Source organism: Pseudomonas fungipugnans, assembly GCF_029955235.1.
Taxonomy (GTDB): domain Bacteria; phylum Pseudomonadota; class Gammaproteobacteria; order Pseudomonadales; family Pseudomonadaceae; genus Aquipseudomonas; species Aquipseudomonas fungipugnans.
On record NZ_JARBWL010000002.1, the window covers coordinates 3,012,084 to 3,032,169 of the forward strand.

Annotated in this window: 16 protein-coding genes; 11 read left to right on the forward strand and 5 right to left on the reverse strand. The window is 60.8% G+C overall.

The window, feature by feature from the left end; genetic code table 11:
* The first annotated feature begins 25 nt into the window (after nt 1-25).
* Together POF45_RS29185 and POF45_RS29190 are read left to right on the forward strand one after the other, a co-directional pair.
* The gene (locus POF45_RS29185) at nt 26-1,117 is read left to right on the forward strand and encodes an RHS repeat-associated core domain-containing protein (RefSeq protein ID WP_282317368.1); all 1,092 of its coding nucleotides are present in this window, start codon (nt 26-28) and stop codon (nt 1,115-1,117) included.
* 467 nt (nt 1,118-1,584) lie between these two features.
* Nucleotides 1,585-6,450, forward strand: a complete 4,866-nt coding sequence (locus POF45_RS29190; RefSeq protein WP_259502626.1) for an NAD-glutamate dehydrogenase — start codon at nt 1,585-1,587, stop codon at nt 6,448-6,450.
* A 194-nt stretch (nt 6,451-6,644) separates the two neighbouring features.
* Here the strand turns inward: POF45_RS29190 and POF45_RS29195 are convergent, their stop codons facing one another.
* The 4 genes from POF45_RS29195 to pdxR form a co-directional block, all read right to left on the reverse strand.
* The gene (locus POF45_RS29195) at nt 6,645-7,340 is read right to left on the reverse strand and encodes an ATPase (protein ID WP_259502627.1); all 696 of its coding nucleotides are present in this window, start codon (nt 7,338-7,340) and stop codon (nt 6,645-6,647) included.
* Between the two features lie 229 nt (nt 7,341-7,569).
* Complete coding sequence (locus POF45_RS29200) at nt 7,570-7,977, reverse strand: cupin domain-containing protein (RefSeq protein WP_259502628.1); 408 nt, start codon at nt 7,975-7,977, stop codon at nt 7,570-7,572.
* Nucleotides 7,978-8,182: 205 nt separating this feature from the next.
* Nucleotides 8,183-8,476, reverse strand: coding sequence for an antibiotic biosynthesis monooxygenase family protein (locus POF45_RS29205; protein ID WP_259502629.1), 294 nt, complete (start codon nt 8,474-8,476; stop codon nt 8,183-8,185).
* Between the two features lie 120 nt (nt 8,477-8,596).
* On the reverse strand, nt 8,597-10,030 hold the full coding sequence (gene pdxR, locus POF45_RS29210; protein WP_282317369.1) for a MocR-like pyridoxine biosynthesis transcription factor PdxR: 1,434 nt from the start codon (nt 10,028-10,030) through the stop codon (nt 8,597-8,599).
* Nucleotides 10,031-10,225: 195 nt separating this feature from the next.
* On the opposite strand from pdxR, the gene POF45_RS29215 reads away from it, so the two are divergent.
* A complete protein-coding gene (locus POF45_RS29215; RefSeq protein ID WP_282317370.1) occupies nt 10,226-10,666 on the forward strand; it encodes a carboxymuconolactone decarboxylase family protein in 441 nt (146 codons plus the stop codon).
* A gap of 690 nt (nt 10,667-11,356) precedes the next feature.
* On the opposite strand, the gene POF45_RS29220 is transcribed toward POF45_RS29215, so the two are convergent.
* Entirely contained in the window at nt 11,357-11,662 is a 306-nt protein-coding gene (locus tag POF45_RS29220) for a hypothetical protein (RefSeq protein WP_259503163.1), read from the reverse strand.
* Between the two features lie 163 nt (nt 11,663-11,825).
* Here POF45_RS29220 and POF45_RS29225 point away from each other — a divergent pair, with 163 nt between their 5' ends.
* The 8 genes from POF45_RS29225 to POF45_RS29260 all read left to right on the forward strand — a co-directional run bounded on the left by POF45_RS29225 (nt 11,826) and on the right by POF45_RS29260 (nt 20,075).
* A complete protein-coding gene (locus POF45_RS29225; RefSeq protein ID WP_282317371.1) occupies nt 11,826-12,557 on the forward strand; it encodes an STN domain-containing protein in 732 nt (243 codons plus the stop codon).
* Nucleotides 12,554-13,099 (forward strand): RNA polymerase sigma factor, encoded by a 546-nt coding sequence (locus POF45_RS29230; RefSeq protein ID WP_259502636.1) that lies wholly within the window; start codon nt 12,554-12,556, stop codon nt 13,097-13,099. Before POF45_RS29225 ends, POF45_RS29230 begins: the two co-directional genes overlap by 4 nt.
* Before the next feature lie 37 nt (nt 13,100-13,136).
* Nucleotides 13,137-14,078, forward strand: coding sequence for a FecR family protein (locus POF45_RS29235; RefSeq protein WP_282317372.1), 942 nt, complete (start codon nt 13,137-13,139; stop codon nt 14,076-14,078).
* A 784-nt stretch (nt 14,079-14,862) separates the two neighbouring features.
* Complete coding sequence (locus POF45_RS29240; RefSeq protein ID WP_259502638.1) at nt 14,863-15,474, forward strand: transposase; 612 nt, start codon at nt 14,863-14,865, stop codon at nt 15,472-15,474.
* A 53-nt stretch (nt 15,475-15,527) separates the two neighbouring features.
* Nucleotides 15,528-17,114, forward strand: coding sequence for a ShlB/FhaC/HecB family hemolysin secretion/activation protein (locus POF45_RS29245; protein WP_282317373.1), 1,587 nt, complete (start codon nt 15,528-15,530; stop codon nt 17,112-17,114).
* 14 nt (nt 17,115-17,128) lie between these two features.
* The gene (locus POF45_RS29250) at nt 17,129-18,928 is read left to right on the forward strand and encodes a DUF2341 domain-containing protein (RefSeq protein ID WP_259502640.1); all 1,800 of its coding nucleotides are present in this window, start codon (nt 17,129-17,131) and stop codon (nt 18,926-18,928) included.
* 11 nt (nt 18,929-18,939) lie between these two features.
* The gene (locus POF45_RS29255; protein WP_282317374.1) at nt 18,940-19,365 is read left to right on the forward strand and encodes an ExbD/TolR family protein; all 426 of its coding nucleotides are present in this window, start codon (nt 18,940-18,942) and stop codon (nt 19,363-19,365) included.
* A 2-nt stretch (nt 19,366-19,367) separates the two neighbouring features.
* On the forward strand, nt 19,368-20,075 hold the full coding sequence (locus POF45_RS29260; RefSeq protein WP_282317375.1) for an energy transducer TonB family protein: 708 nt from the start codon (nt 19,368-19,370) through the stop codon (nt 20,073-20,075).
* Nucleotides 20,076-20,086 lie beyond the last annotated feature (11 nt).

Here is a 20,086-nt window from a genome sequence, read left to right on the forward strand (position 1 = left end):
GAGTTGAGACTAGCAGTTCTGCTAGTTGTTGTTTTTGGCACGTGTGCGCTATCAATACGATGCTCTGGATCGGCTGGTCAGTCATGGCCGGCTGGATGATGCCGGGCGTCAGCGCTTCTACTGTGATAACCGCCTGGTCACCGAGCTTGAAGGGGATGAGCGATTGTCGATTGTCCAGCACGCTGATCAATTGCTCGCACAGCAACAATGCCATGGCGACGGTGTCATCAGCACGTTACTGGCCACTGATCAGCAGCGTTCTGTTCTCAACGAACTTCAGGCGAATTCGCAACGATCCATCGCCTATTCGTCTTACGGCCATCACCCCCGCGAAAGCGGGTTGAGCAGTTTGTTGGGGTTCAACGGGCAGCGAGCGGAACCGGTGACCGGGCATTATTTGTTGGGTAATGGTTATCGGGCGTTTAATCCGGTGCTGATGCGGTTTAACAGTCCTGACAATTTGAGTCCGTTTGATAAAGGCGGGTTGAATGCGTATGGGTATTGTCAGGGGGATCCCGTTAATCGGATCGATCCTACTGGGCATATGGTTTCTGCAATAGCTAATTTTTTTTCTAAAGTTAAAGCAAGGTATCTGGCGGTTAAATACGGCACCGAATATAAACCAGTAAAATACTTTACAAAGATCTCTGAGGAGTCGGCAGTGTTTGTGGACCAATACAAGGATGGCTCCAGACTTAACGTCTATGCGCACGGGCCCTCATCTGGTGGGCTTCTTTGGGATAGCAAGACGCTGTTGGGTCCTGGTGAGCTTGCTCAGCGTCTAAAAAACACAGGCCTTCATTTTGAATCATTCGACAGTGCTCGATTGATAATGTGTCATTCAGCTAGCGAGCCTGTACATCCACTGAATACCTCAGGAGGATCATTTGCCGAATTGTTTTCTGATTTTTCAGGCCTTTCTGTAAAGGCTTATGAAGGGAGGGTTATCGCGGAAAACCTAATGCCTCGAATTAAGCAGCTAAAAGTCGGTGAAACCTCCAGTCGCACTGAATATTTCGGGATTTCAAAAAAAGGTAAATCGCTGAGGCAGTTTGAATCGATAGGCGCTCAGTACAAGCCGGTCACCTTTCAACCCCCAAAAGTGCGCAACGTTTGAAGTAAGCAATTGCATGTCAGGTTGTGCAGACAACGGCTGGACGGTCTCCAGAGGAATCGTATCCCAAGGACGGGATCACTCGATTGACCATCGCAGGTACGCATGTCTTGAATCCTCGCACAAAACACCCATTTTCCTGCACAGATACTCACGTTATGCAATCCTGCGCCCTCGCGTTGCGTGCGAATGACCGAATATGTCGCAGCACCGCAAGCAGGCAGGTTGTCGCACCCGATAAGCTGCGCAGCCAATGGACACCCGTAAAAACCTTGCGCAGGCAATTGCCAGGCGTTTTTGCAGATGCCCATTCATGGAAGGTGAATGTGACCTGAGTGTCTTGTCCAGCTTCACCCACCTGTCATCCTGCTTCCTCTGCCCGAGATTCAGGAGCAGGCTGACGGACCGCCCCGCGAGGGGTTTTGCACGCGACGCTTCCATCAATAACAAGCCCAAGCGGAGTACCACAGATGGCGTTCTTCACCGCAGCCAGCAAAGCCGACTTCCAGCACCAACTGCAAGCGGCACTGGCGCAGCACATCAGCGAACAGGCACTGCCACAAGTGGCGCTGTTTGCTGAACAATTTTTCGGCATCATTTCTCTCGACGAGCTGACCCAGCGTCGGTTGTCCGACCTCGCTGGCTGCACCCTTTCTGCGTGGCGCCTGCTTGAGCGCTTCGATCACGCGCAACCGCAAGTGCGCGTCTACAACCCTGATTACGAACGCCACGGCTGGCAGTCGACGCACACGGCGGTCGAAGTGCTGCACCACGACCTGCCGTTCCTCGTGGACTCGGTACGTACCGAACTGAACCGTCGCGGTTACAGCATCCACACCCTGCAAACCACTGTGTTGAGCGTGCGTCGCGGCAGCAAGGGCGAGCTGCTGGAAATCCTGCCCAAGGGCACCCACGGCGAAGGCATTCTGCAAGAATCGCTGATGTACCTGGAAATCGACCGTTGCGCCAACGCGGCCGAACTGAATGTACTGAGCAAGGAACTGGAACAGGTTCTCGGTGAAGTCCGCGTGGCGGTCGCCGATTTCGAACCGATGAAAGCCAAGGTCCAGGAAATGCTGTCCGGCCTGGACAACAGCCAGTACAGCATCGACGGCGACGAAAAAGCCGAGATCAAGAGTTTCCTGGAATGGCTGGTGGGCAACCACTTCACGTTCCTGGGCTATGAAGAGTTCGTGGTGCGCGATGAAGCCGATGGCGGCCACATCGAATACGACCAGAACTCCTTCCTGGGCCTGACCAAACTGCTGCGCGCCGGCCTCACCGCCGATGACCTGCGCATCGAAGACTATGCCGTGAACTACCTGCGCGAACCGACGCCACTGTCGTTCGCCAAGGCCGCGCACCCGAGCCGCGTACACCGTCCGGCGTACCCGGACTACGTGTCGATCCGTGAAATCGACGCCGACGGCAACGTGATCAAGGAATGCCGTTTCATGGGCCTGTACACCTCGTCGGTGTATGGCGAGAGCGTGCGGGTCATCCCGTACATCCGTCGCAAGGTCGAGGAAATCGAACGCCGTTCCGGCTTCCAGGCCAAGGCTCACCTGGGCAAGGAACTGGCGCAGGTGGTTGAAGTGCTGCCGCGCGACGATCTGTTCCAGACCCCGGTGGACGAGCTGTTCAGCACCGTGATGTCGATCGTGCAGATCCAGGAACGCAACAAGATCCGCGTGTTCCTGCGCAAAGACCCGTACGGCCGCTTCTGCTACTGCCTGGCCTACGTGCCACGTGACATCTATTCCACCGAAGTGCGTCAGAAGATCCAGCAAGTGCTGATGGATCGCCTGAAAGCCTCGGACTGCGAGTTCTGGACCTTCTTCTCCGAATCCGTGCTGGCCCGTGTGCAACTGATTCTGCGGGTTGACCCGAAGAACCGCCTGGACATCGACCCGGTGCTGCTGGAAAAAGAAGTGGTGCAGGCCTGCCGCAGCTGGCAGGACGACTACGCCAACCTGGTAGTGGAAAGCTTCGGCGAAGCCCACGGCACCAATGTGCTGGCCGACTTCCCGAAAGGCTTCCCGGCCGGTTACCGCGAGCGTTTCGCGGCGCATTCGGCCGTGGTCGACATGCAGCACCTGCTGAGCCTGACCGAAAAAAATCCGCTGGTCATGAGCTTCTATCAGCCGCTGGGCCAGGTGTCCGGTCAGCGCGAGCTGCACTGCAAGCTGTACCACGCCGATACCCCGCTGGCACTGTCCGACGTCTTGCCGATCCTGGAAAACCTCGGCCTGCGCGTACTGGGTGAGTTCCCGTATCGCCTGCGTCACAACAATGGCCGCGAGTTCTGGATTCACGATTTCGCGTTCACCGCCGCCGAAGGCCTGGAACTCGACATCCAGCAGCTCAACGACACGCTGCAGGACGCCTTCGTCCACATCGTGCGTGGCGAAGCCGAGAACGACGCGTTCAACCGCCTGGTGCTGACGGCCGGCCTGCCATGGCGTGACGTCGCGCTGCTGCGTGCCTATGCCCGTTACATGAAGCAGATCCGTCTGGGCTTCGACCTGGGCTACATCGCCAGCACCCTGAACAACCACACCGACATCGCTCGTGAGCTGACCCGGTTGTTCAAGACCCGCTTCTACCTGGCGCGCAAACTGTCCAGCGACGACCTGGAAGACAAGCAGCACCGTCTGGAACAGGCCATCGTCACCGCACTGGACGACGTCCAGGTGTTGAACGAAGACCGCATCCTGCGTCGCTACCTGGACCTGATCAAGGCCACCCTGCGGACCAACTTCTACCAGACCGATGCCAACGGTCAGAACAAGTCCTACTTCAGCTTCAAGTTCAACCCGCACGCCATTCCAGAGCTGCCCAAGCCTGTACCGAAGTTCGAAATCTTCGTTTACTCGCCACGCGTCGAAGGCGTGCACCTGCGCTTCGGCAACGTCGCTCGCGGCGGCCTGCGCTGGTCCGACCGTGAAGAAGACTACCGCACCGAAGTGCTGGGCCTGGTAAAAGCCCAGCAAGTGAAGAACTCGGTCATCGTGCCGGTGGGCGCGAAGGGCGGCTTCCTGCCGCGTCGCCTGCCACTGGGTGGCGGCCGTGACGAGATCGCGGCAGAGGGCATCGCCTGCTACCGCATCTTCATCTCGGGCCTGTTGGACATCACCGACAACCTGAAAGACGGCGCGCTGGTGCCACCGGTCAACGTCGTGCGTCATGACGACGATGACCCGTACCTGGTGGTGGCTGCGGACAAGGGCACGGCGACCTTCTCCGACATCGCCAACGGCATTGCCATCGACTACGGTTTCTGGCTCGGCGACGCCTTTGCCTCCGGCGGCTCGGCTGGCTACGACCACAAGAAAATGGGCATCACCGCCAAGGGCGCGTGGGTCGGCGTACAACGCCACTTCCGCGAGCGCGGTATCAATGTCCAGGAAGACAGCATCACTGTTGTGGGCGTCGGCGACATGGCCGGTGACGTGTTCGGTAACGGCCTGTTGATGTCAGACAAGCTGCAACTGGTCGCGGCCTTCAACCACCTGCACATCTTCATCGATCCGAACCCGCAGCCGGCCAACAGCTTCGTTGAACGTCAGCGCCTGTTCGACCTGCCGCGTTCGGCCTGGTCGGATTACGACACCAGCATCATGTCCGAAGGTGGCGGCATCTTCTCGCGCAGCGCGAAGAGCATCGCGATCTCGCCGCAGATGAAAGAACGCTTCGACATCGAGGCCGACAAGCTGACCCCGACCGAACTGCTGAACGCCTTGCTCAAGGCGCCAGTGGACCTGTTGTGGAACGGCGGTATCGGCACCTACGTCAAGGCCAGCACCGAAAGCCACGCCGATGTCGGCGACAAGGCCAACGATGCACTGCGCGTGAACGGCAACGAACTGCGCTGCAAAGTCGTGGGCGAGGGCGGCAACCTCGGCATGACCCAACTGGGTCGTGTGGAATTCGGCCTCAATGGCGGCGGCTCCAACACCGACTTCATCGACAACGCCGGTGGTGTGGACTGCTCCGACCACGAAGTGAACATCAAGATCCTGCTGAACGAAGTGGTTCAGGCCGGCGACATGACCGAGAAGCAACGTAACCAGTTGCTCGGCAGCATGACCGACGAAGTCGGTGGTCTGGTTCTGGGCAACAACTACAAGCAGACTCAGGCGCTGTCTCTGGCGGCCCGTCGTGCCCTGCCGCGGATCGCTGAATACAAGCGTCTGATGAACGATCTGGAAGGCCGTGGCAAGCTGGATCGCGCCATTGAATTCCTGCCGTCCGAAGAGCAGATCAACGAGCGCGTCGCGGCAGGCCATGGCCTGACCCGTGCCGAGCTGTCGGTGCTGATCTCCTACAGCAAGATCGACCTCAAGGAAGCGCTGCTCAACTCCCAGGTGCCGGACGACGACTACCTGACCCGCGACATGGAAACCGCTTTCCCGCCGATGCTGGTCAGCAAGTTCTCCGAAGCCATGCGTCGTCACCGTCTGAAGCGTGAAATCGTCAGCACCCAGATCGCCAACGATCTGGTGAACCACATGGGCATCACCTTCGTTCAACGACTCAAAGAGTCGACCGGCATGAGCCCGGCGAACGTGGCGGGCGCTTATGTGATCGTGCGTGACATTTTCCACCTCCCGCACTGGTTCCGTCAGATTGAAGCCCTGGACTATCAGGTCTCCGCTGACGTGCAACTGGAGCTGATGGACGAGCTGATGCGTCTGGGCCGTCGCGCTACGCGCTGGTTCCTGCGCAGCCGCCGCAACGAGCAGAACGCTGCCCGTGACGTCGCGCATTTCGGTCCACATCTGGCAGCGCTGGGCCTCAAGCTCGACGAACTGCTGGAAGGCCCGACCCGCGAAGGCTGGCAGACCCGCTATCAGGCCTACGTCGCGGCTGGCGTACCTGAGCTGCTGGCGCGCATGGTTGCAGGCACTACGCACCTGTACACCTTGCTGCCGATCATCGAAGCGTCGGATGTCACTGGCCAGAACGCAGCGGACGTGGCCAAGGCCTATTTCGCCGTGGGCAGCGCCCTGGACATCACCTGGTACCTGCAACAGATCAGCGCATTGCCGGTTGAAAACAACTGGCAGGCCCTGGCCCGTGAGGCGTTCCGTGACGACGTCGACTGGCAGCAACGTGCGATCACCATCTCCGTCCTGCAACAGGGCGACGGCAGTCAGGACGTGGAAACACGCTTGGCGCTGTGGATGGAAGCGCACGAAGGCATGATCGAACGCTGGCGCGCAATGCTGGTGGAAATCCGTGCCGCCAGCGGTACGGACTACGCCATGTACGCGGTGGCCAACCGTGAGTTGCTGGACCTGGCGTTGAGTGGTCAGACGGTTGTGACAGCCTGACTCATCGCTGAATGAAAAAGCCCCCGTGTCGTGAGAGGCGGGGGCTTTTTTTGCCTGAGGTTTTTTGGGTGTCTGGTCGGGCCCCTTCGCGAGCAAGCCCGCTCCCACAGTGGATTTGTGTTGTACACATAATCTGGATACACCAACGATCTACTGTGGGAGCGGGCTTGCCCGCGAAGAGGCCATCAGCCTCACTACAACTTCTGACCGGTATGACTATCAATCATCGACACGTTACTTGTCGGCCTGGTCAATAAATTACTGAGCGACTGGTCAAAATTTTTCAGCGCCCTAACTTGCACATTCTGCTGCTCGTTAATATCGGAAACAATCTCTTCGCTGCGTTTGAAGTCTGCCCACAGCGGACTCAATGATTCAGCGTCATGCCCTTGTGCAGTGGCGATGTAACGCAACTGCGAGTCATAAAAGGACACACTGACATCGGCCTTGATATCGGAGCTTCGTGACGTCATCAGCTGGCTGTGAGTATCGACAACTGCCACCACGTCCGGCTTCGCTGCCCGCAAACTTTGCATGTCCGGGTAGACCGTCACCAAGCCGAACTGGCGTTGCAACGCCGCCTTGACCCCGTCCACGGCGAAGTTCGGGTTGGACGTCGCCACATAGGCATCGTGGATCGGTTGCACCAGCAGGCTCTGGCCGAAACCGGTGCCGGCGTTGGCCTGGTAGTCGGCAAGGTAGGCGCGGTTGGTCTGGGTGCTCGGGCTGTAGACGATGCCCAATGACACGTTTCGGCCGTTGGCAACTTTCATGGAACCGGTACGGCCGACGGGAAAGTCCATCGAAGAAACGGCGGTGGGGGCGGTTGGAATTGAGCAACCGACTAACAGCGTGGCAAGACTGAAAGTACTGACAAGCGCAAGTTTCATGGTGTTTCTCCAGTGAAACAAACTGAGTTGCAGTGTGGGATATGGCCGGTAATTAACGGCGGTAGTTTCAGACTAACCCTGAATGGCGCGATGAAACGGCCGACGCGTGCAGTTATTGGTCCATTGATAGTTTTGTTTGATGTAACGGCTGCCGGTTAATTGCCAGCAGATATAAAAAGGCCCGAGTTGTCGATTCGGGCCTGTTTATTTATGGCTGTACGTTCAGCCATCAGTTTTTCAGGGGGATCAATACCGCGTCCGTCGGGTCCATGACCATGAACACCAGCAACTTTGCCGGTTGGGTGGCGCTGGCATTTTTCGACACCATATGCTCGGAGCCGGCAGGCTCATACCAGGACTCGCCGGCCTTGTAGGTCACCGCTTGCTGGCCTTTGATCTGAGACGTGATCTGACCGGAGACCACATAGGCCATTGCCGTGCCCTGGTGTTTGTGAGCGATGGAGGACTGGCCAGGCAGGTAATCGACCGTCAACATCATGGCTTTTTTGCCGGGGGCGTTGAGCAGGTTCTGCTCCTGCAATACGGTGATTTTTTCATGCGGGCCGGCAGTGTCGTGGGCGAAGGCGGCGGTGGTGCTGAACAGACAGAGGGCGGCGAGCAGAGGCAGGGTTTTCATGGTGGGGCACCTGGGGTGGTTAATCGTCAGGGACCACAGTAAGCGGCGGGTCGGGGTAAGAAAACGGCCAATTTACGCGAAGGTGAGGTGACCAATCGGGGGTGAAGTGGATTGTCTGAGGACGCCTTCGCGAGCAGGCTCGTTTCCCACATTTGACCGCGTTCCATTGTGGGAGCAAGCCTGCTCGCGAAGGCGTCAGCAAGGTTTACACAATCGGAAAACTGTTGAAATCCACCGCATTGGCCAGACGGCTGTCGATCAACCCGATAAACCCCTGCACCTCAGGGCAGTTGAAATGCGATTGCATGGCCGCCTCCGACTGCCAGTGCGCACTCACCGTCCAGCGGTTCTGGTCCTCGGGGCAGCGGTCGACCATATAGGAATCACAGCCCGGAAGTTCGCGCAGGGTTTCGACGATCTTCTGCAATTGCCTGCCCAGTTCTTCCGTGCGGCCGGCAGCGGCCTGCACCTGTACGGTGTTGATCACTTCGTTGGACATTGCTCACACTCCTGAATCAGGCCGCACGAACGGCTCATTGAGGGATAGCGCTCTAGCAGAATAGGCCTGTGGCGGCGGACCACCAATAGCCAATCGCCGGATAAATCCCGGACCAATCCGTCAGGCGAGCTGCTGCACAATGTCCCGCAGACGGTCCAGGGCGATGTCGATGTCCAGCGTCTCGATGGCGCCAAAACCGAGGAAAAGCCCGGCCCGTGGCGGCTGCTGATAGAAAAAACTGTCGATCGCATACAGCCCGACTTCGACCTTTTTCGCCAGCTCGATCACCAGCGCCAGGTCCATGGGCATCTTGCACAGCACCGCCATGTGGAACCCGGCACTGGTCGGCACGGCTTCAAACCAGGGCGACAGATCACCGGCCATGCGCGACAGAATGCGCTCACGGCGCCCGGCGTAAATGGCGTGGCAGCGGCGGATGTGCTTGAGCAGGCAGCCTTCGGCGATGAACTTGGCCAGTGCCCATTGCGGCAGGGTCGAGGTGTGCAGGTCAGTGAGCTGCTTGGCGCGGATCACCGCCTCAAGAATCGCCGGTGGCAGAATCGCGTAGCCCAGTCGCAGCTCCGGCAGCAGGGTTTTCGAGAAGGTGCCAACGTAGGCGACAATACCGCGTTCGTCCAGGCTTTGCAGGGAGTCGGCGGGCCGGCCCTCGTAGCGGAATTCGCTGTCATAGTCGTCCTCTATGATGATTGCGCCCAGCTCGTATGCCCGTTCGAGCAGCGCTTCGCGCCGTGCCTGGCTCATGGGCATGCCCAGCGGGAATTGGTGTGACGGTGTCACGTAGATCATCCGCGTACCGTCAGGAATCTTGTCCACCTGAAGGCCTTCGGCGTCCACCGGGACCCCGACTACCGTGGCGCCGTGGCTGGCGAATAACAGCCGGGCCGGCGGGTAGCCGGGGTCTTCCATGGCCACCAGGCTGCCGGGCCGGGTCAGCACCCGGGAGATCAGGTCCAGCGCCTGTTGAGCGCCGTTGCACACCACCACGTCTTCGTCCTGACAATTGACCCCACGGGAAAACGCGATGTGCCGGGCAATTGCGTTGCGCAGTGCCGGCAAGCCCTCGGGCTGGCTGTAAAACCCCTTGGTGCCGGACATTTGCCGCAACGCGTGAGCCGTGCAGCGCCGCCAGTCGTCCTGTGGAAACTGGCCCTTGCTGGTGGCGCCACCGATAAAGTCGTAGCGCAACGAGCCCTCAAGGGTTGGGTGGCGCAGAAACACCGGCAGGTTGCGCCAGGACTCGATGACCTCGCTGCTGGCCAGCTCCGAATGGCTCTGCTTGCGCACGATTTTCGACGGCCGTGCGTTGACATAGGTGCCCTTGCCGATCACCCCGGTCAGAAAGTTTTCGTAGGTCAGTTGCGAGTACGTATCGGAAATGGTCTTGCGCGAAATGCCCAGTTGCTCGGCCAGCAAACGGCTGGGCGGCAGCTGCGTGCCGGCTGCCAGACGACCGGTTTCAATGGCGCTGCGCAGTTGTTGGTACAACTGGCCCGCCAGGTCCTTGCGGCCGTTGATGACAACGTGAAGTTCCATACCGGCGGGGCTCCTGGTGACGGTGGGGTCGCGCCAGATTAACCCCATTGCGATGCCTTGCAGAAGTTGCGCGCAGGAAAAACCGCAGATTGGTCTGCTGCCGGGTGGTCCACGGGTTTTTCGCCGAATTGGATCTGTAACGCCCCTTTGTCAGCGTTTACCGTGCAGGCACCTATTCGTGTAACGAGACCTCCAATGAACCCGCGCCTTGACTACTACAGCGCCTCGCCCAAGGCGATGAAAGCGATGATCGCCATGGAGGCCCTGACCAGCAGCCTGAGCATCGAACCGGGCCTGTTGCACCTGATCAAGGTCCGCGCTTCGCAACTCAACGGCTGTGCTTTTTGCACCGACATGCATTCGGTGGATGCGCGGCGGCTGGGGGAAGCCGAACGCCGTCTGTTCGCAATTGTGGTCTGGCGGGACAGCGAGTTCTTCAGTCCCCGTGAGCGGGCTGCGCTGGCCTGGACCGAGGCGGTGACGCTGCTGGCACAAAGTCATGTGCCGGACGATGTGTATGCCCAGGCGCGGGAACAGTTTGATGAGGCGCAGTTGGTGGACCTGACCATGGCCGTGACCACCATCAACAGCTGGAACCGGCTGGCGGTGAGTTTTCGGCAGGTTCCCAGTGATTGAGATTCTTGAGAGCGACTACATCCCTGTGGGAGCCGGGCTTGCCCGCGAAAGCTGTGGGTCATCAGCAAGGATGGTGACTGAAACGGCCCCATCGCGGGCAAGCCCGCTCCCACACTGGATCTCTGCCGAGTGCCAATTTTTGTATTCACTAAAGATCAACTGTGGGAGCCGGGCTTGCCCGCGATAGCGGTGGGTCATCAGCAAGGATGGTGACTGACACGGCCCCATCGCGGGCAAGCCCGCTCCCACAGTGGATCGCGGTAGAACGCCGATTTTGTGTTCACTGAAGACCAACTGTGGGAGCCGGGCTTGCCCGCGATAGCGGTGGGTCATTCAGCAGGGATGGTGACTGACACGGCCCCATCGCGGGCAAGCCCGCTCCCACAGTGGATCGCTGCCGAGTGCCAATTTTTGTATTCACTGAAGAACCCTGTGGGAGCCGGGCTTGCCCGCGATAGCGGTGGGTCATTCAGCAGGGATGGTGACTGACACGGCCCCATCGCGGGCAAGCCCGCTCCCACAGTGGATCGCTGCCGAGTGCCAATTTTTGTATTCACTGAAGAACCCTGTGGGAGCCGGGCTTGCCCGCGATAGCGGTGGGTCATCAGCAAGGATGGCGACTGACACTGCCCCATCGCGGGCAAGCTCGCGCCCACAGGGGATTGTGTTCGTTACGGTAGACTCAAACGATCACCTGCCCAACAACGGCAACGTCGCGCTGTCCGGCGCCGGCCGCTGCGGCTTTACCGACGTCCCGAATGTACTGCCCATCCGTGTACTGGTCGCCGCCGGCGTGGCCAGCCCGAGCTGATTCGGTGGTCGTTTATCCACGGGCACATCCTGCGCCTCCTGATTGCTTTTCGCCGCCGCCGTGCCCTCGGGGTTGTTGCCCATCTGCCGGCTCAGGCAGTTGTAATCGGGGGCCTTGTAGCCCGCGACACTGACCTCCACGCAGCCCAACGGCTCTGCCGCCTGCGCCATGCCCACGGCTGTCATCAACAACGCGCCGCCCGCTACGTTCAACAGGTATTTCATCAAAGGCCTCCTGGCCGGCCCGACGGGGCCATGCTCAGGTTCGAGTCTAGTGCAAAGCCCTTGACCGTCCCGTGATGGTTTTTTTGCACCGGCCGTCACACCACATTCATAAACAAGCCTCAGCATGGCGGTTTTCAGGGGTACGTCAGCCGTGCAGCGAGGCAGCGCCAGATCCACTCAGGTTCGTCGGTTTTGCCTGGTGTTGTTGTGCTGGACGCTCTCGTCCTGGGTCTGGGCGACGCCTGCTGATTCGCGCACGCCGAGGGCTCTGGATATCCCGGCCCAGGAGTTGGCGACGGCACTCGATCGATTCAGTCGCGCCACCGGCATGGCGGTGCTGGTGGACCGGCAGTTGACTCGCGGCAGGCGTTCGGTGGCGATCAAGGGCACGCTGAGTGCCGGTGACGCTCTGGATCGATTGTTGGCCGGCAGCGGCTTGATGGCCCGTTACGCCCGAGAGGATGCGTTCACCTTGCAAGTCGCGCAGGTCCGCGAGGTGCCCGTTGGTAAAGAGCTGGCGGACAATAGCTCCTCGCTGCACGGCAGCAGTTATGCGACAGCGATTCAGGCCGCCATCGAGCGCGAACTGTGTCGCTGGCCAATGACCCGCCCCGGCAGTTTTCGGGCGTTGCTGCAACTGTGGATCGGGCGTGACGGGGTGGTGCAACACAGCCGGCTGGTCGGTTCCACAGGCGATTTTCAGCGCGATGCGGTGCTGGTGGACAGTTTACGAAACCTCGACATCGACCGGCCGGCGCCCAGTTCGCTACGCCAGCCGGTGACTTTGCTCTTGCTACCGGAGTCGTCAGGAAAACGCATGGAATGCACACAACGGGAAGGAGTTTCCGGGGGATGAAAGACACCGGACAAAGTTCGATGGTCAGGCTGTTCCTGACGTCCTACGACGATTTCAAGGTGCGCCTGCGCCGCCGTCTCGGTTCGGAGGATCTGGCCAACGACGTGCTGCACGAGACGTACTTGCGTGTCGACCGCATGGACGCGCCGCCGGACATCGCCCAGCCCAACGCCTATCTCTATCGCATGGCCCTGAACATCGCCGCCGACCGGCGTCAGGCCGATGCACGTTTGCTCACTGGCAGTGAAATCGAAGAACTGCTGCAAGTGTCCGACGACGCCCTGGACCCGGCGCGGGTGGTGGGCGGCCAGAAGGAAATCCAGACGCTGCTCAAGGCGCTTTACGAGCTGCCGGCGCGGCGGCGCAAGATCTTTGTCGCGGCGCGTCTGGAAGAGGCGCCACACCTGGAAATCTCGCAGCGTTTTGGCATCTCGACACGCATGGTCGAGAAGGAAATCAAGGCCGCCCTGGGTCACTGCGCCGCCCGCCTTGAAAGAAAAGTCATTCAGCGGTTCGGTCCCGGGGCGGGAAAACCGTCTTGAAAGTAGAGAATGAACCAATCCGTGAGTATCCCCGCGCTTGAACATCTTTCGTTTGTCACCCCCTGAGGCGAAGCCCCAAGACCGGCTGCACACTGAAGCCCGGGACTGGTTGCTGCTGTTGACCTCGGGCCGCGCCACCGTTGCCGACGCCCGGGCGTTGCGTCAATGGTGCGAGCAGAGCGCCGAGCACGCGCAAGCGTTCGAACAGACCAAGGCCTTGTGGCAGAGCCTGAAACCGGCCGCCGAAACATTGCAGGCGCCACGGCACTTTGGGCGGCGGGCGTTTCTCGGTGGCGCGGTGGCGGCATCGGCGGCGTTCTTGCTGGTTCGTTACACGGTGCCGGGTGGTTTTTCCGGTATCGGCGCTGACTACATCACCGAGGTGGGGGAACAGCGTCGGTTTGAGCTGGGCGATGGTGTGAGTCTGGAGCTCAACACACAGACTCGTATCAGTCGTCGTGACGAGGGCAATGGGCGCGAGGATTTGCAGTTGCTCAGTGGTGAAGTGGAGGTCCAGGCCCATGCCCAGACGCCGCTCAGGGTCCAGGCCGGGGCAGGGTGGTTGAGTGCCAGCCAGGCGCGCTTCAACCTGCGCAATATTGATCAGAGTGTCTGCGTCACCTGCCTGGCCGGTGCGGTGCAGGTAGACGTTCAGGGGCGCAGCATTCGTCTGGGGCAAGGTCAGCAATTGACCTGGGACGCGAGGCAGGTCGGCATCCCGCAAACGGTGGACACCGCCAACGTGATCGCCTGGCGCCAGCAGGTACTGGTATTCAACGACGCGCCCCTGAGCCAGGTAATCGACGAAATCAACCGCTACCGCCCCGGCATGTTGTTGCTGCTCAACACCGAGGTGGGCAAACGCAAGGTCCAGGCACGGTTCAGCCTGGATCAGCTGGCGGGTGTGGCATTGCTGATTCGGGATGCGTACGGGGTCAAGTGCACCGAGTTGCCGGGCGGGGTGGTGGTGCTCAGTTGATGCTGTGCTGACTGTGCCGACCCCATCGCGGGCAAGCCCGCTCCCACACTGGATCTGTGCCGAGCACCAATTTTATGTTCACTGAAGATCACCTGTGGGAGCCGGGCTTGCCCACGATTGCGGTGGGTCATTAGCAGTGATGGTGGCTGACACGGCCCCATCGCGGGCAAGCCCGACTCCCACACGGGATCTGTGTGGATCGCCAATTTTGTGTTCACTGAAGATCAACTGTGGGAGCCGGGCTTGCCCGCGATAGCGGTGGGTCATTTGGCAAGGATGGTGACTGACACTGCTCCATCGCGGGCAAGCCCGACTCCCACACAGGATCTGTGTGGATCGCTAATTTTATGTTCACTGAAGATCAACTGTGGGAGCCGGGCTTGCCCGCGATAGCGGTGGGTCATTCAGCAGGGATGGTGACTGACACTGCGCCATCGCGGGCAAGCCCGCTCCCACACTGGATCTGTGCCGAACACCAATTTTATGTTCACTGAAGACCAGCTGTGGGAGCCGGGCTTGCCCGCGATAGCGGTGGGTCATTGGGCAATGATGGTGACTGACACTGCCCCATCGCGAGCAAGCTCGCTCCCACATTGGATCTCTGTCTAGCTCCAACTTTGTATTCTCCCAGACCCATCCGGGTGCCTACCTCCCACTCCCCACATGAAGCTTTCATGACAAAAGTTCGGTAGCCGATCGCCTTTCCCGTCATGCCTATGTGAAGCGCTTGAGGGGGCCGCAAGGCCACTTTTTTAAGCCGAGGCGGGAAGCTGGGAGTGAGGCGATGGGAACTATGGAACGCTATTCGAAAGTGGGCATGCAGGAACTCGATCAACGCTTGTCGAAGATCGTCGAGGCCGCGCGCAAGAAGCCGGTGTCGGTGTATCGCTATGGCGCGCCGTGGGTCTGGATCGTGTCGCAGGATGACTGGCAGGGCGCCTTGAAAGAAGTGTCCAGCTACATCCCGCCGGGGCATTCGCTGGTGCTGCTGCGCCCACAGATCGACGACCTGCTGGACGAACACCGCGACGTCCTGCACGGCCTCAATGCTGAACCCGGCATGCTCATCGCCCCGCAAACCGTGATGCACATCCTGCTGTTGCAACTGCTCTATTCGGTGCCCAGCGAGCAGCAGCTCTACGAGCAGCTCAATTACAACCTGCTGTTCCGCTGGTTCGTCGGCCTGGACCTCAATCAGAAGGTCTGGAGCTTCAATGTCCTCAGTCGCGACATCGCCACCCTGCTCAATGACCCGCGGGCGGTGCAACTGATCCAGAAAATCATTGGCGAAGTGTTCTGCGGTGCCTTGCTGCAAATGCCCGAGTTCTCCTTGAACTTCGCGCTGTTGCACACCTGGCTGGGCAAACACGTGGCGACTTCGACAGCCAGCAATTGAGTGGGCCAAACGCCGTGCAGACGGCGACGGTCATTGCGAATTCAGGGGGTGGTGTGGAGCATCTTTTCAAGTCACGGCTGGCGCTGTGGGGCTGGCTGCTGGTGACGGCGGGCGCGCAACCGGCGCTGGCCGACGAAGCCGTTCCGGCCAGGCTGGTCGATGTGAACGAGTACTTCGTGCGTGGCAACACCGTGCTCGATGCCCGGGCCATTGAAGAAGCGGTGTACCCGTTTCTCGGCCCGCAAAAAGCCCTGACCGATATCGAAGGCGCCCGTGAAGCGTTGCAAAAAGCCTATCAGGCGCACGGTTATCAATCGGTGTTCGTCGAGCTGCCGGAGCAGAAAGTCGAGGACGGCATCGTCTATCTGCACGTCAGCGAAACCAAAGTCGGCCGGGTGCGGGTGGTCGGCGCTAAACACTATTCGCCCGTGGATATTCGCGAAGACGTGCCGGCGCTGAAAGAAGGCGAGGTGCCGGATTTCAGCAAGGTCCAGGGCGAACTCGCACAACTGAACAAGACCCCGGGCCGGCAGGTCATGCCGCTGGTCCGCGAAGGCCAGCGCCCCGGCACCATGGACGTGGATTTGCAGGTTGAAGACCAAAGCCCGTGGCAGGCCAGCGTCGGCCTGAACAACGACTACAGCGCCGACACCGAAAAACTGCGCGCCGTCACCAGCCTCGGCTACAACAACCTCTGGCAGCTCGGCCACAGCATCTCGCTGACCTTCTTCACCGCCCCGCAAGACACCGACAATGCCAAGGTCTGGTCCGGCGCCTATACCGCGCCCCTGAGCGAGCGCTGGAGCCTGCAATTCTCCGGTTACCAGTCCGACAGCAACGTCGCCACCATTGGCGGCAGCAACGTGTTGGGCAAGGGCCATTCCTACGGGGTGTCGGCGATCTACACGCTGCCGTCCGCTGGCAACTGGTCCAACTCGTTGTCTGCCGGTATCGATTTCAAGGACTTCGACGAGCAACTGACCCTGGGCGGCGAAAGCGACAAGGTGCCGCTCAAATACGCGCCGTTCACCTTCGCCTACAACGGCTTCCACTACACCGAGAACACCCAGCTGGGCCTCGGCCTGAGCCTGGTTGCAGGCACCCGCAGCCTGTTCGGCTACGGCAGTTCCGACCAGGATTTCGACTACAAACGCTACCGCGCCAGTCCCAGCTTCGCCGTGCTCAAGGGTGACAGCAGTTTCACTTACACCTTCACCAACGACTGGCAGACCGCAAGCAAAGCCGCATTCCAGCTGGCATCCGGGCCGCTGGTTTCCAACGAGCAATTCTCCGCCGGCGGCGCGACGTCGGTACGCGGCTACCTGGCCGCCGAACGCACGGGCGACGACGGCGTGCTGCTCAGTCAGGAGCTGCGCACGCCATCACTGGCCAAGTACCTGGGCACCTACGTTCAGGAGTGGCGTTTCTACGCCTTCGCCGAAGGCGCCCAGTTGTACCTGCGAGACGAACTGCCCGATCAGGACGCCGATTACGCCCTGGCCAGTATTGGCCTGGGCACCCGCGCGAGCCTGAGCAAATGGCTGTCCGGCAGCCTGGACTGGGGCTATCCGCTGCTCGATGGGCCGAACACGCAGAAACACGATTCGCGCCTGCATTTCAACCTTCAGGCCACATTCTAAAAAGGAGCATGTTCATGCAGCGCCTCTTCATCGCATTCCTGATTTGCCTGGGCTTCGTGCTCCCGGCCACCGCCCAGGCCTGGTGGCAGGACGACTGGCATTACCGCAAGCAGATAGCCGTGGATACCACGCCCCAGGGCGCCGGCATCAACCAGGCACTGGGGCGCACGGCGCTGCTGATACGCCTGCACACCGGCAACTTCACCTTCGACGGGGTCAAGGAAGACGGCTCGGACCTGCGCTTCGTCGCCGCCGATGACAAGACGGTGCTCAACCACCAGATTGAAAGTTTCGACCCGCTGATGGGCATGGCGCTGATCTGGGTCGATGTGCCGAAAGTCGAGGGCGGTCAGCGTCAGGACCTCTGGATGTACTACGGCAACCAGAAGGCCCCGGCCACTGGCAATGGGCAGCTGACGTTCGACCCGAACTACACCGCGATTTATCACCTGGACGGCGCCAACGGCACCCCGGCCAAAGACACCACCGCTTACGGCAACACCGCGCAAAGTGCCACCGGCGCGAGCATCGATGGCGTGATCGGCCGCGCCTTGCAGTTCAGCGGCCAGCCGCTGTTGTTGCCCGCCAGCCCGTCGCTGCAACACAACGCCGGCAGTGCCTTCACATTCAGCGCCTGGCTGCGTGTGGATCAGGCCAATGGCGAGCAGCTAGTGCTGGCCCGTCGTGAAGGCGAACACAGCCTGTTGCTGGGCCTGAATCAGGGCATGCCGTTCGTGGACATCGACGGCCAGCGGGCGGTGTCGACGCAGCCGCTGAACCCCGGCCAATGGCAGCACCTGGCACTGAGCGCCGAAGGCAGCAAGGTGTCGCTGTACGTCAACGGTCGCGAAACCGCGAGCCTGGCCGTGGCGATGCCGGCATTCAACTCGGTCATGGCCATCGGTGCCGATCTGTCCGCCAGCGCCTACTTGCCGTTTACCGGCGCGATGGACGAACTGCGCCTGTCCAAGGTCGCGCGCCCGGCGCCATTGCTGCTGGCCGACGCCAACTCGCAAGGCGCCGAATCGAAACTGGTGGCCTACGGCGTCGATGAACAACAGTCCGGCTACGGTTTCGGCAGCCTCGGTTTTCTGCTCAACGCGGTGCCGATGGACGCCTGGGTGATCATCGCCGTGCTGGTGCTGATGATGTTCCAGTCGTGGGTCATCATGATTCGCAAGAATCGCATGGTCAGCCGCGTCAGTGCTGCCAACGAGGGCTTTCGCGAGCAGTTCGCCAAGGTCGGCACGCGTCTGGAAATGTTCGCCGACGACCAGGACCTCGCCCAGCGCTTGCAGCACTCGAACCTGTGGCGCCTGTACCTGGTGGCGGTCAAGGAAATCCGCACCCGCCGCGAGCAGGGCGCCGACACTTCATCGGTGTCGGCGGCAACCATCGAAGCCATCCGCTGCTCCATGGACGGGGTGCGCACCCGCGAAAATCAGGCGCTCAGTTCGAAACTCTCGACCCTGTCCAACGCGATTGCCGGTGGCCCCTACATCGGGCTGCTCGGCACCGTGCTGGGGATCATGGTGGTGTTCCTCGGCACCGCCATGGCCGGCGACGTGAACATCAACGCCATCGCGCCCGGCATGGCCGCCGCGTTGCTCGCCACGGCCATGGGCCTGTTCGTCGCGATCCCGGCACTGTTCGGCTACAACCGCCTGATCACCCGCAACAAGGAAGTCAGCGCCGACATGCGTGTGTTCGTCGACGAGTTCATCACCCGGCTGGCGGAGATGCATGGCGAAAGCCAGTTCAGCGAAGCGGCGCACCGCCGTGGCAATCACACCAACACATCCTTACCGGCCTGAGGAGCACGCACATGGCTTCCGTAAACGCCTCCCACGACGATGACGATGATGCCGCGGTGGACAGCATCAACATCACGCCCCTGGTCGATGTGCTGATGGTGGTGCTGGTGATGTTCATCCTCACCGCCACCGCGCAGGTGTCGGGCATCCAGATCAACCTGCCCAAGGCCAGCGCGTCGGTGTCGTTGTCCGAAGCCAAGACCAAGGCGATTTCGGTCAACGACGGCGGTCAGGTGTTCCTCGATGCCTACCCGGTGACCCTGGCCGAGCTGGAAGACCGCCTGCGCATCGAGAAAGCCCAGAGCCCGGACTTTCCGGTGATCGTGCGCGGCGACGCCACGGTGCAGTACCAGAAAGTCATCGAGGTGCTGGACCTGCTGCGCCGTCTGGAACTGTCCCAGGTCGGTCTCGTCACCGGCAAACCGAGCCAGGGCTGACCATGACCGCACACCTCCCGATCAACCCGTTACCGGTGCGCAAGAGCGCTGCCGTGCGCGTCGCCAAGTGGGGCGCCGGTTTGCTGATTGGCGCCGTCGCGGCGTGGTTTCTCTGGCAATGGGCCAACGACATGAGCGGCATCCGCCGTGAAGCGCCGAAGGTGCCGACCATCATTCCGTTGCCGCCACCCCCCCCTCCACCGCCGGAGAAACCACCGGAGCCGGAAAAAGTCGTCGAAGAAAAAATCGCCGAGCCTGAACCGACCCCCGAACCGCAAGAGGTCAAGCCGGAGGAACAGGCACCGCCATCGCCTGCCGACGATCTGGCCAACCCGATGCAAATGGACGGCGATGCACAGTCCGGCAACGACGCCTTCAACATCGGCGCCGGCAAGGGCGGCGGCATGGCCGGAGCGGGTGGCGGGCGCCTCGGCAACGGCACCTACAGCCAGTTCCTGGCCTTCACCTTTCAGCGGGTGCTGCGCGAGAACCCCGACCTGCGCAACCTGGCGTTCGCGCTACAGACCGACGTGTGGCTGAGCAGCGTCGGCGAGATCACCCGGGTCGAACTGGTCAAGTCCAGCGGCAATCCGCAAGTCGATGAACAGGTGCTGACCGCCTTGCGCGCCGCGCCGCATTTGAGTGAACGGCCACCGGCCTCCATGACTTTGCCCGTGCGCCTGTCCCTGCAAGGGCGGCGTCCGGGTTAACTGAATTTAAA